Origin of the sequence: Aquimarina megaterium XH134 (assembly GCF_000520975.1) — a bacterium.
Lineage (GTDB): Bacteria > Bacteroidota > Bacteroidia > Flavobacteriales > Flavobacteriaceae > Aquimarina > Aquimarina megaterium.
This window is the reverse complement of sequence record NZ_JACB01000036.1, coordinates 32,854-45,754: the sequence shown is the minus strand read 5'-3', so window position 1 is coordinate 45,754 and position 12,901 is coordinate 32,854. Positions and strand designations below refer to the sequence as shown.

Sequence of the window (12,901 nt, the reverse complement as noted above, 5' to 3'; positions counted from 1 at the left end):
TTTTTATTGTATGCTTGAAAAAAATTTCACCAGACTTAATAAATATCTAAGCGAAGTTGGTTATTGCTCACGTCGCGAGGCAGATAAATTAATCGACCAGGGTCGTGTAACTATTAATGGCAAAGTACCTGAAATGGGAACCAAAGTTACTCCTGATGATATTGTTCTGGTAGATGGTGAATTAATAAATAAACCTAAAGAAAAACACGTATATCTTGCTTTTAATAAACCTGTTGGTATAGTTTGCACGACAGCGCAAAATGAAAAGGATAATATCGTTGACTATATCAACTACCCTAAACGTATCTTTCCTATTGGTCGATTAGACAAACCTAGCGAAGGGCTTATTTTTTTAACTAGTGATGGAGATATCGTCAATAAAATTCTTAGAGCGAGAAATAATCATGAAAAAGAATATCTAGTAACAGTAAACAAATTGATTAATCCATTATTTATAAAACGAATGAGTAATGGAGTCCCAATTCTAGATACTATAACCCGTAAATGTGAAGTAGAACAAATTAACAAATATGATTTTAGAATCGTGCTAACTCAAGGACTTAATCGCCAAATTCGCAGAATGTGTGAATACCTCGGGTACGAAGTGGTGAAACTTAAACGAATTAGAATCATGAACGTTCCTCTTGATGTTCCTGTAGGAGAATGGAGATATTTAACAGAAAAAGAATTAGGAATTCTTAATGCCGATGTTGGAGATTCGAGCAAAACAGAAGAAGCTTCTGTACTAGAAGACACTAAACCGAAGAAAAGAACCAATAACTCAAGACGGTTTACTTCTAAAAACGACAAAAAAGGAAATTCTGATAAAAGAAGTTCTCACAGATCTAGAGATAAAAAGCGAAAAGATCGAAGAAACTAACCCTTTTTTCGTTGTTAATTATATCTTAATTTCCCTATTTACAAGTTTTTCCCTTTTCTAAAATACCTAAATTGTCTTACTAATCAATTCTCAATCCCATGACGCGTATACTGTTTTCTTTATTTTTTTTGATAAGTATTGTAACCTGGAGCCAGTCAGAATACGAACCTTCAAAAGCACATCCTTTTGGGCAACCAAACCCTAAAGCACCAAAAGAAATTCTGGATTTTGCGTCTCTTATAGGGAAATGTAATTGTGTATCACAAACCAGAAATCAAGATCGAACTTGGGGAGAGCCAAATAAAATGACCTGGGAATTTAAATATATCATGAACGGAATGGCTATTCAAGACCAAACCTTAAAAGCAGATGGTCGACATTCTGGTAGTATAAGACAATTTAATGCAGATAGTAGTCAATGGTATGTGCATTATTATTCATCTGTAAGTGCCAATCCTGTACTTTCTTCCTGGAAAGGAAATAAGAAAGACGGAAAGATCATTTTATATCGTAAACAAAAAGCCCCTAATGGCATGGATGGTTTTTCTAAACTTAGTTTTTATGATATTAATGACAATGGATTTAAATGGCTTGGTGAATGGGTAGACACAAATGAGTCTATTTCTTTTCCGACCTGGAAAATTGAATGTGTTAGACAAGAAAATACAGAACAACTCTTTGATGAAGAACTAATAAGAGCAGAGGCAAAAGCTTTTTCTGACGCTTATCTAAGGCAAGATTATGAAGCTATCGCGAAAATTTATACGGATAATGCAAAAATATTTCCAACCAATGCCCCTATCATTAAAGGATATGATGCTATTAAAAAAAGATGGGCAGAGTCTAGCGGTTATACTCCTATTGAGCATGAAATTATTCCTGAAGAAATTATAATTCTCGGAGATACTGCTCATGATTATGGAATTTATAAAGGAAAAAATAAAAATGACGATGGCACAGAGATAACATATCAAGGAAAATATGTCGTTATCTGGAAAAAAGTTGATGATCAATGGAAAATGTATTTGGACATTTGGAATAGAATAGAAAAATAACCCTAATAATTTTATTAGAAAATGAATACTTTATCTCCTTTTCATCTGGCAATCCCCGTCCATGATTTAGAAAATGCCAGAAATTTTTATAAGAATATTCTAGAACTTGAAGAAGGTCGAAGTAGTGATCACTGGGTTGATTTTAATTTTTTTGGTCATCAATTAGTAATTCATTACAAATCAAAAACAGGCATTGAAAATAAGCATAACAATTTGGTGGATGGTAAAGATGTTCCGGTTCCTCATTTTGGAATTATTCTAGAATGGAGTATATGGCAAGATCTTGCAAAAAAACTATCTGATAAAAATATTCAATTCGTTATAGAACCCTATATCAGGTTTGAGGGAGAAGTTGGAGAACAAGCAACTATGTTCTTTTATGACCCTTGTGGTAATGCATTAGAGTTTAAGTCATTTAAAGATTCGTCCCAAATTTTTGCAAAATAGGCAACCCATATCTCTTACCATTAGATAAAAAAACAGCATTTCACAAACAAGATGTAAGTATAATCCTACCTTTTCCTTAAGATCAAAGCTTAAATTACGTATTTTAAAGGATTTTTACTATATTAGGGCTATAAGCAAATTTTTTACTGTTTTTTAACACATTTAACCTAATTATAACTTTGTTTTAAACAATTAATAACCATAATCTCAAAAAGTTTAGTAATGAGAAGAATTATACTTTCTAATATTTTAATGACTTTGATTCTAGTTAGCTGTGGTGTTCCTCAGGCTGACTTTGATAAATTAAAGGACGAAAATGATAAACTAAAAAAAGAAATTGCAGAATGCCAGCTAACTCCTAGTCAAATACTTGAGCAAGCGCAGGAGTATCATGACGCCTTAGACTATATCAGAAGTAAAGAACGACTCGAAACTCTGGTTGATAAATACCCTAACTCTAGCGAGACCAAGAAAGGAAAAAGCTTACTAAAAAAGGTTAAGAAAGAAATTCTTCAAGCTGAAAAAGCACTAAATAAAGATGAGTTAACAGAAAAAAATAATTCTAAAGAGTATCAAAAAGCGATTGCTAAAATGCGGAAGAAGTATGACGCTGTTAATGAAGTGACCTGGTATTCAGACAAATCTTCTATTCAGGTAAATACTAAAAGTTATTTTCAGATTTATATTGGTAAAAAAGATAATCGTAAACCATGGTTAGGATTTTCTATAAACTATTTCACTAAAAAGGATTGGTTATTTGTTCAAAGAATCGAAATAGATGTGGATGGTAAAATCTATGATGTAGAAGAAGACACCCCCGGAGAGTTTAATTCTAAAGAAGAATCTGGAGGTAAAAGAGAATGGATTGATCGTGTAGTAAAACAGCTTGAGATGCCAATGATAAAAGCAATTGCTTCGGGGAAAAAAGTTAAAATAACATTTTTTGGTAAAGAAGACGTTGACTCGAGAATTGTAAGTAAGGCAGAAAAGAAATCTATGCAAAATGTCTTGGCAGCCTTTGATCTACTTAGAGAGCTTCATTAAATCATAAAACAACCTAAAATAAGCGGTTTGAAAAATAGATTGACAATATGTTCATTTATTTTTCAAACCGTTTCTTTTATACAAACTAACACTAAAATAGGGTTCGTAATCGAATACTTCAATTTTGTGGATGATATCCTAAAAATTCTCCCTATATTCCGCCACTATGGAATAAAACAGAAAAAGAAAAATGGAATTTATTAAACCCTTGACCTATGGAGTGCCTCTTTTTTTGGCATTAATTTTATTAGAACTCACCTACAGTAAAACCCACAATCACAAGGACTTATATAACTGGAAAGACTTAACTGCTAGTTTAACTATGGGTGTGGGATCTGCAATCTTAGGGCCATTGATCAAAACTATTTTTTCTATTGTACTCTTTCATTTTGTATACGAACTTTTTAACCCAGAAATCGATGGGGTTCGAACTAATATTATGGGTTGGAAGTCCTTTGGATTTGCATGGTACGTTTGGCTTTTATGCCAACTTGCAGATGACTATACTTATTATTGGTTTCATAGGCAAAATCATATGGTAAGAGCTTTGTGGGCTGCGCACATTGTACATCATTCTTCGGATAATTTTAACCTTGGTACCGCAGTAAGAAATGGATGGTTCACTCTTCTTTACAAACCATTATTTTATATGTGGTTACCTGCAATAGGTTTTCCTCCTGAGATGGTAATAGTTTGCTTGGGTATAGAGGCTTTATGGCAATTTCAACTCCATTCGGTGTATGTTCCTAAAATGGGGTTTATTGAAAAAATATTCAACACACACACCATGCATCAAGTACATCATGCCAAAAACGTAGAATACATGGATAAAAACCATGGTGGTTTTCTCAACATTTTTGATAAGATATTTGGTACCTGGAAAGAACTAGACGAAGACATAGAAATACAATATGGTGTTACACATGCACCAAACTCATATAATCCTTGGGTGATTCTCACTCATGAATATAAGGATATATGGAATGACACCAAAAAATCAAAAAACTGGTACCATAAATTCATGTATATTTTTGGCCCTCCAGGGTGGAGTCATGACGGTAGTACTTTGACCGTAAAACAGATGCAACGAGAACTACTTAAGCATAAAAAACAAAAGGCTTAATAAAAATCCTTATTTTTAAGATTCTCAAGAATATTTATCATTATGGATTATCAAGGTCTTATAGATCAACAACGTCTATTTTTTAATACGAATACGACAAAAGACATCTCTTTTAGAATTAGAGAACTAAAAAAGCTAAAAAGTGTCTTACAAAAAAATGAGAAGCTACTTTATACGTCTATCTATACAGATTTTAAAAAGTCTGAATTCGAAACTTATGTTACCGAGTTATCTATAATCTATCACGAAATTGATCTTGCTTTAGTAAAAATTAAAAAATGGGCTCGAAAAAGAAAAGCTTCTACAGGATTAGCAAATCTTCCGGGGAGAAGCTACATTATCCCAGAACCATATGGGAGTGTTCTTGTAATCGGAGCATGGAATTACCCATATCAATTATCACTTTGCCCAGCAATTGCAGCAATTGCAGCTGGGTGCACTGTTATTCTTAAACCAAGTGAGATACCATCTCATACCTCTAAAACAATAGCTTCGCTTATCAATCAAAATTTTGATCCTTCATTTTTTAAAGTTATCGAAGGCGGAGTACAAGAAACATCTGATCTTTTAAAAGTTAAATTCGATAAAATATTTTTTACAGGAAGTGTATCGGTAGGAAAAATAATCTATCAGGCAGCCGCAAAACATCTTACTCCGGTTACCCTGGAATTAGGAGGTAAAAGCCCCGCAATTGTTACTAAAGATATACATATTAATATGGCAGCCAAAAGATTGGTTTGGGCTAAATTTCTTAATGCCGGACAAACTTGTATTGCCCCCGATTATGTCTTGGTAGAGTCCTCTATATACGATCAATTTTTAGCAGCGATGCAAAATCATATTAATAAAGCTGATTATAAAGTAACTCATCATAATTACACGCAGATCATTAATAATAAAAATTTTGATCGACTTAACAGCTTAATAGATCCTGATAAAATATATGTAGGTGGCTTGGGTGATCCAGAAGAGCGAGTAATACCGCCAACAATTCTAAAAGATATTTCTTTTTCTGATAAAGTAATGCAAGAAGAAATCTTTGGCCCTATTTTACCAGTGCTTTCATTTGATTCTATCGAGGAAGCTATCACAAAAATTAAAACACTATCCAAACCTCTTTCTTGCTATGTTTTTACCAAAAACAAAGCTGTAAAAAACAAAATTCTAAACGAAATATCCTTTGGAGGCGGTGCTGTAAATGATGCTGTAATGCATTTTGCAGAACAATCTCTCCCTTTTGGAGGTGTTGGTGATAGTGGCATCGGAAATTATCATGGAAAATATGGATTTGATACTTTTTCTCACTTTAAGAGTATTCTTCAAAAACCATTTTGGATAGAACTTAATTTAAAGTATGCTCCATATAGTGCAAAAAAATTGAAATGGTTAAAACGAATTATCGGGTAAATACAACGTAATTAGCCTGAATGATTTTCAATAATTTGTTAAAAAAAGCAATTAACACCTATCGCCGAGCTTTGATCGCAAAGACTAGGGGATATAACTTCTCTTTTCTAACAAACATCTTGTTTTCATCCTTAATTAAACCAGGGAAAACCTCATAAGGCGATCCATCATATTCATTTAAGTATTCTATAGTTAACCCAGCTTCTGTAAGAGATGATACTACCTCTCCTAATCCATGATTCCATCCATACTCTTTACTAATCATATTAGATTCTGGATTAGCATATGTTCCTTGATATTCTTCATAGATGACATCTTTTTGATGATATCCATATTTCATTATAGGCTTCTCTTCTAAGTAATCAAACATCCATACTATAGGGTGAAACTCAACTATATAAAAAACACCTCCAGGTTTTAGTCGCTCGGCTATCATTTTGCCCCAGGGTTTTAGATCAGGTAACCATCCAATGACTCCATAACTAGTAAAAACAATATCAAACTTATCTTTAATATATTCTGAAGTATCCAACACATTACAACATATAAATTTTGCATCCAGATCCAACTCTGCATTTAAACTTTTAGCCAATTCGATTCCTTTTTCAGATAGATCAACACCAGTACATTTCGCTCCTAACCTACTCCAGCTTAAAGTATCCTGCCCAAAGTGACACTGAAGATGTAATAATGACTTACCAGATACATCTCCTAGCGCTTCTAGTTCATATTGTTTCAATGAAGTTTTTCCCCTTTTAAAAGCTTCTATATCATAAAAATCACTTCTGGCATGAATATCTACTTTTTTATTCCAGGTCTGTTTATTGGTTTCAAAATAATTATGTAATTCTTTAGACATTATAGGATTAATTTAATCAGGTATACTTATTTTTCATAAATATAATAAAGTCAATTCTATTAAGGTATATGAAAAAAAACAATGGGATGTAATAAACAAATACAAAACCGTAACTTTGAAAAATCAGTTTTCAACCTATTATTATGAATAGTCTCTCTACTACATTTTTTGTTTTTATTATATGTATTTCATTTTCTGTAAAATCGCAATCTTTTGATAATCCAGAAAGCATAACATTTGATGAGACAACAGATTCTTATTACGTTTCAAATATTGGTAGTGGAGAAATCCTTAAAATAGATAAAACAGGTAAAAAGACATCTTTTGTATCAGGATACACTTCATTTCTTGGCGTGAAACTACACAATGGAGTTATTTATAGCGCAGAAAACAATAAATCTGGAGATGATTTTGTTAGAGGATTTGACATATCGACTGCTGAGTTAGTATTTTCATTACGTATACCAAACACTAAACAACTTAATGATATCGAGTTTGACAATACAGGAAATTTATACATTTCGGATCGTGAAGGAAACACAATCTTTAAAGTATCGATCGATAATAAATCTTATGAAATTCTGGATAATACTATTAATACTCCGAACGGACTTTATTTTGACATCAAAAAAAATAGACTATTAGTCTGTAATACAATAGACAAAAGTGCAGTATACGAAATAGATTTAGAAAGCAAAAAAACCACATTAGTTGTCAAAACCAATTACCCACATTTAGATGGAGTTACAATGGATAAAAACGGATCAATTTATCTTACTAGTTGGTCTATTGATTGGAAAAAAAGTATCCTTTTAAAATATAACAGTAAAGAATTTATTGAAATTGCAACGAATAGCAATGGAATGGCTGACATAGAATATAATCAAAAAACGAATGCGATCGATGTTGCGCAATTATTTGACAACTCGATATTACACTTTAATCTTTCGAATAAAAAATAGTATCGCTTATATATAAAATTCTAGCTCAATTTTTTATTTACAAAATAAGTACAGCTTCATAAATAAGGGATTTTATACAACTCTAAAGTTGTCTATACTTATAATTTAATTCAAAAAACCTTATTTTTTTTCTACTTTTTTCACTAGTTGAGGTTTCCCGTAAGAATTCTAAAAAAATCTGTATTAAATTAGTAATAGAGAAAAAATAGCACAAAATATACTTCTCATTATACGTCAGTTTACCGATCAATAATTACTTATACTTACTATAACTAACTATGAATGACTTAATTTTAAAAGATATAAATATGAGTTTAAATAGAATAGCTAGAAAAAGTGGTGTAACATTAAACTCACTTAGAGATCTTACTGAAGGAAATGTAAGATCTGGCATAGCAAATAAACTTGGGGTTACAACTTCTTCATTACAAACATTTGTAGATGGAGGTACTAGTAATGCACTTGCTACTAAAATAGAAATAACCTCATCGAGCTTACAAGAACTTAGAAACATGATTGGACAAAGAGGTGCAATTGGATTAATCGTTAGATTATTATTAGTTTGAACCCCTAACTATCATAGTTTATCATAATCGATCTTCTTTTTACGAATATCGATAACTCCCATATTGTTTCTCTGTTTCGATAGAAACACATTCTACAGATATCCAATACATCAAAAGAACTTATCAATGAGGTCAAAAACATAGACTTAAATCTTTTACATTGATTTGTAATAAAATCATATAAAAAACGACCTACACTATATGATAAAAGAATTTAAAGAATTTTCGACCGGTGCTGTATTAAAAATTGCCAACGAAGAACTACTACAATCCTATACAACATCAAAACTTGTAGAATTATATACTTTTATCTGGGTTAGAAGTACTGATACTAGTATAGAGATTGATGGAATTTCTACAACAGTCAAAAAAGATAAAATTATAGTGTTAACTCCAAATCAATATTTTAAATTTATTGATGGATCAGATATTTTAGTATATCAGTTTAACAGGGAGTTTTATTGTATCAAAGATCATGATAAAGAAGTAAGCTGCGTCGGAGTACTTTTTCATGGCAATACCACCATTTCTATTGTAGAATTAAATACAAAAGAACAAAACAAATTAGATCAATTATATAAAGTTTTTCTGGATGAATTAGATACCGTAGATACTATACAGGCAGAGATGTTACGTATGCTAATGGCCAGATTTATAATAACGACCACTCGCCTTATTAAACAACAAAGTAATTACAATAACCTTGGAGATCAGGTAGATTTGATCAGAAATTTTAATATCCTGGTAGATACCCATTTTAGAAAAGAACATGCTGTAGGTTTTTATGCTCAAAAACTATTTAAGTCTCCTAAAACGTTATCAAATAATTTTGCGAAATTTGAGAAAAGTCCTCTGCAGATTATTCATGATCGAATAATTTTAGAAGCCAAACGCTTACTTATCTATACTGATAAATCTGCTAAAGAGATTGCTTATGAAATTGGTTTTGAAGATGCATCTCATCTTAGCAGAATGTTTAAAAGACATACATCTCTTTCTCCTTCAGAGTTTAAAAAACAATTAAAACCAGAATCCGAAGGGAAATATTGACAAGAATACGGGAAAAAAATCCATATATTAGTATTCGTTTTTGCCCCAACTTTGTATCCTAAAAATAAAATAATTTACCGAAGTATTTTCGGATAAAGTATATTAGATATGAAAAGTTCAATTCGCACAATCAAAACAACAATACTAGGCATCTTATTCCTTTCTCTTTCAATGAGTAATGCTCAAATAATTTATGAAGATCAATTAGAGACCGTATACCTCAATAAAAATGCAGAAGAGGTTGTGTATACAAATAGCTTTAGCGATTTTAATAATGATCTCATTGCTATAAATGAAATCAGTTTCAAGAATCAAATTCAAAAAGCTAATCAAAACAACGACCATTTATTGTTTCTTTCGGAGAGAAGTAACCTGCAAATTCTAACTTCAACTTACTTAAAAACTATACGTAGAGGAGCCAATCAAAGCAATGACCCTAAGTCTTTTAAAGCTTTTCTTAATGAGAAATTACCAGAGTTAATTCATCAATTTAGAAAAGATAATAATCTAGAAGAATTGTATATTATCTCAAGAAAGAATACTTTTAATGGGAAAATCGACGCTTTACCCAGTGTTTTGTAACGTGTTTACCGCACTATGAAGCTAACAAATAACAACCTAACATGAAAAAGATTCTACCCCTCTTGTTACGAATCGTCGTAGCATTGATCTTAATTCAAACACTAAGATTTAAATTTACTGCTCATCCAGATAGCGTGTATATATTCACAAAAGTTGGATTAGAGCCTTATGGTCGAATAGGAACAGGGATAACCGAACTAATCGCCGGAGTTTTATTATTAATACCCAAAACAGCGTGGATTGGTGCAATGTTAACCCTAGGTATTATAGGAGGAGCTATCATGATGCATTTAACCAAACTAGGCATTGAAATTAATAATGATGGCGGAATTCTCTTCATTACAGCTGTAGTAACTTTTGTATTAAGTGCTGTTATTCTTTGGATGAGAAGAAAAGAAGTCAAGTTTTTTTAACTCTAAAGTGATTAGATACTAATCTATAGTATTCAAAAAAAAGTATTCAACACCTCTTTATAATAGAGGTGTTTTTTTATGTCCGGGAAAAATCGACAAGCCTCAGGGAAAAACCACCATTTCTTTCCCTTCTTCTATGGCGCATCTTTGCATTGTTAATTTAAAACAATATAAAAATGACCGTACAACATAAATCAATTTTCAATTTAATTGAAATTTTTAGCCAAGGAAGAAAAAAAATAGCCGCCGCTATTCATCCAAAAACACATTGCGAGCAAAAAGCTATTCATGATTTTTATTGTGATACCAAAAAATCTTTCGCACAAAGGTAAGTATCAAAATAGATCGGGAAAATTTGACAAGCAATCGGGAAAAACGACTATTCTATCCCGCTTATTTCAACACGATCTTTGCCTCAATAATTTAAAACAAAACAACAGAAGCCCAAAAAGGTTTCAATTTCAATAAAATAACTTAAAACAATTATATTATGAGCACATTTAATGTACCAACAAGAGAAGAAGTAAACGCTGGTAATCAAGCAATATTTGATAATTTAAATAAAGCACTAGGATTCGTACCAAATCTATATGCCACCTATGCCCATAGTGATACAGCATTAGAAAACTACCTAAACTTTTCGAATGCAAAAACATCACTCTCTGCTAAAGAAAAAGAAGTAGTGAATTTAGCCGTAAGCCAGGTAAATGATTGTATTTATTGTTTATCTGCCCATACCGCTATAGGAAAAATGAACGGATTTACCGATGAGCAAATTTTAGAACTTAGAGCTGGTCGTGCTTCTTTCGACACTAAACTGAATGCATTAGCCGGATTAGCCAAAAATATTACAGAAAATAGAGGTAAAGCTAATCAGGATGTTGTAAACAATTTTTTAAATGCTGGATATTCTAAAGGAAACTTAATAGATACTATCGTATTAGTAGGAGATAAAACCATTTCTAATTATATACATAGCACAACCCAGGTTCCTGTAGATTTCCCAGTTGCACAACCACTAGAAACTACCGAAGTCTAATTACCCCCGATTGAACCTCACAGATTGATATCAAACTCGATTGGTATCTCTGTGAGGTTTACAAAATAATTTCAAAACAATTTAAATTCAAGTATCAAAATCATGAAAAAGTTAATTACAGTATTCTCATTTATTTTAGCAATCACATTTAGTGCACAAGCACAAAAAGTAAAAAACGTTTCTTTAGAGCAGACTAAAGGAGAATTCACTCAAAAAGAAATAAAACTATCAGAAGGAAGCTATGTATTCAATATTACCAACAACCATGCAGGAACAGATGTTGGTTTTGTACTAGTTCCAGAAGGAAAAGACGCTTCTAACGCCGAAAATCATATCAAAACAGCATATGTAACCAAAGTCGTAGCTGAAGGAAAAACAGAAAGCTCTCAAACAGTTAAATTACAAAGAGGAACCTACAAATATTTTTGTCCTTTAAACAAAACTCCTCAATACACTTTGATTGTAGAGTAATTCTCTCTATCTTTTTAAAACCTAAAACCTTGTTAATCTCGATTAGCAAGGTTTTTCTTTTTATATTTTAGCCAAAAATAACCCACAATGAAAAAAGCCTTAATAGTATTATCATCTATTTTATTATGTGTCGCATGTAACAACAACACTAAAAAAGAAAATACATACGAAGAGGATATAGAAGTTAGAGACCCAGAGCCTTTGGCAGATAAGAATAAAAAGAAAATACCAACAACGGCAGAAGCAATTGCTAATGCCAACGGATTACAGCATTGGGATAAGGTAAAAGAAATTAAATTCACCTTTAATGTTGATCGAGACAGTAGCCATTATCATAGATCCTGGAGTTGGAAACCCAAAAATGATATGGTGACTTTAACCTCTGAGCAGGATACCATAACCTATAACAGAACTCAATTAGATAGCACTTCTACTAAAGCAGATCAAAGATTTATTAATGATAAATATTGGTTATTAGCTCCTTTCAATCTTGTTTGGGATGCAGCTAGTTTTACTTCAAAACATGAAGTAAAAGCCATCGCTCCTATAAGTAATGTCGAAATGCAAAAATTAACCATAGTGTACAAAAAAGGAGGATATACCCCTGGAGATGCCTATGATTTTTATTTTGAAGGAGATTTTAGCATCAAAGAATGGGTATTTCGAAAAAATAACCAACCAGAACCTTCTATGATAACGACTTGGGAAAATTATCAGAATTTTAATGGTATTAAAATTGCTAAAACTCATAAACTTCATGAAGGAAACAGAAAGCTCTATTTTACAGAAATTGAAGTAATTACTGATTAAAAACCATAGTAATCTTCATACTTCTTCGAAGTCATTTATATTATGTAACATATCTCATTTCAAGATTCGTTTTACTGAGTTATTTCTAATTGGATAGCACATAGTATTGCTTCTAATTTAATCTTACACATATCAAAATTAAGTTTATTGCTTTTAGTATCATTTTATTTTTGTAAATTAGTGAAACACTGTT

The 12,901-nt window shown here is 31.7% G+C and carries 16 protein-coding genes; 15 read left to right on the top strand and 1 reads right to left on the bottom strand.

Annotated elements, in window-relative coordinates:
• Positions 1-10 precede the first annotated feature (10 nt).
• The 6 genes from rluF (at position 11) to Z053_RS0119030 (ending at position 5,956) form a co-directional block, all read left to right on the top strand.
• Positions 11-880 carry a 23S rRNA pseudouridine(2604) synthase RluF gene (rluF, locus tag Z053_RS0119060; RefSeq protein WP_025666574.1) on the top strand — a complete coding sequence of 290 codons (870 nt, stop codon included), beginning with the start codon at positions 11-13 and terminating at the stop codon, positions 878-880.
• Positions 881-978: 98 nt separating this feature from the next.
• Positions 979-1,935, top strand: coding sequence for a YybH family protein (locus Z053_RS31125; protein ID WP_152538345.1), 957 nt, complete (start codon positions 979-981; stop codon positions 1,933-1,935).
• A 21-nt stretch (positions 1,936-1,956) separates the two neighbouring features.
• A complete protein-coding gene (locus tag Z053_RS0119045; RefSeq protein ID WP_025666573.1) occupies positions 1,957-2,382 on the top strand; it encodes a VOC family protein in 426 nt (141 codons plus the stop codon).
• A gap of 222 nt (positions 2,383-2,604) precedes the next feature.
• Positions 2,605-3,426, top strand: a complete 822-nt coding sequence (locus Z053_RS0119040; RefSeq protein ID WP_035096432.1) for a hypothetical protein — start codon at positions 2,605-2,607, stop codon at positions 3,424-3,426.
• A gap of 190 nt (positions 3,427-3,616) precedes the next feature.
• Positions 3,617-4,549 (top strand): sterol desaturase family protein, encoded by a 933-nt coding sequence (locus tag Z053_RS0119035; protein WP_025666571.1) that lies wholly within the window; start codon positions 3,617-3,619, stop codon positions 4,547-4,549.
• A gap of 42 nt (positions 4,550-4,591) precedes the next feature.
• Positions 4,592-5,956, top strand: coding sequence for an aldehyde dehydrogenase (locus tag Z053_RS0119030; protein WP_025666570.1), 1,365 nt, complete (start codon positions 4,592-4,594; stop codon positions 5,954-5,956).
• Between the two features lie 58 nt (positions 5,957-6,014).
• On the opposite strand, the gene Z053_RS0119025 is transcribed toward Z053_RS0119030, so the two are convergent.
• Positions 6,015-6,815 (bottom strand): class I SAM-dependent methyltransferase, encoded by an 801-nt coding sequence (locus tag Z053_RS0119025; protein WP_025666569.1) that lies wholly within the window; start codon positions 6,813-6,815, stop codon positions 6,015-6,017.
• Positions 6,816-6,958: 143 nt separating this feature from the next.
• Between Z053_RS0119025 and Z053_RS0119020 the strand changes: the two genes are divergently transcribed.
• The 9 genes from Z053_RS0119020 to Z053_RS0118980 all read left to right on the top strand — a co-directional run bounded on the left by Z053_RS0119020 (position 6,959) and on the right by Z053_RS0118980 (position 12,708).
• Complete coding sequence (locus tag Z053_RS0119020) at positions 6,959-7,777, top strand: SMP-30/gluconolactonase/LRE family protein (protein WP_025666568.1); 819 nt, start codon at positions 6,959-6,961, stop codon at positions 7,775-7,777.
• Between the two features lie 308 nt (positions 7,778-8,085).
• Positions 8,086-8,343, top strand: coding sequence for a hypothetical protein (locus Z053_RS0119015; protein ID WP_035096431.1), 258 nt, complete (start codon positions 8,086-8,088; stop codon positions 8,341-8,343).
• Positions 8,344-8,544: 201 nt separating this feature from the next.
• Positions 8,545-9,393, top strand: a complete 849-nt coding sequence (locus Z053_RS0119010) for a helix-turn-helix domain-containing protein (RefSeq protein WP_025666566.1) — start codon at positions 8,545-8,547, stop codon at positions 9,391-9,393.
• Between the two features lie 108 nt (positions 9,394-9,501).
• Positions 9,502-9,975, top strand: coding sequence for a hypothetical protein (locus Z053_RS0119005; RefSeq protein WP_152538344.1), 474 nt, complete (start codon positions 9,502-9,504; stop codon positions 9,973-9,975).
• Between the two features lie 41 nt (positions 9,976-10,016).
• A complete protein-coding gene (locus Z053_RS0119000) occupies positions 10,017-10,388 on the top strand; it encodes a DoxX family membrane protein (RefSeq protein ID WP_025666564.1) in 372 nt (123 codons plus the stop codon).
• 176 nt (positions 10,389-10,564) lie between these two features.
• Positions 10,565-10,720, top strand: coding sequence for a hypothetical protein (locus Z053_RS31615; protein WP_160112139.1), 156 nt, complete (start codon positions 10,565-10,567; stop codon positions 10,718-10,720).
• 158 nt (positions 10,721-10,878) lie between these two features.
• On the top strand, positions 10,879-11,427 hold the full coding sequence (locus tag Z053_RS0118990) for a carboxymuconolactone decarboxylase family protein (protein ID WP_025666563.1): 549 nt from the start codon (positions 10,879-10,881) through the stop codon (positions 11,425-11,427).
• A gap of 102 nt (positions 11,428-11,529) precedes the next feature.
• Positions 11,530-11,898, top strand: coding sequence for a cupredoxin domain-containing protein (locus Z053_RS0118985; protein WP_025666562.1), 369 nt, complete (start codon positions 11,530-11,532; stop codon positions 11,896-11,898).
• Between the two features lie 87 nt (positions 11,899-11,985).
• Complete coding sequence (locus Z053_RS0118980; protein WP_025666561.1) at positions 11,986-12,708, top strand: hypothetical protein; 723 nt, start codon at positions 11,986-11,988, stop codon at positions 12,706-12,708.
• The last annotated feature ends 193 nt before the right edge of the window (positions 12,709-12,901 follow it).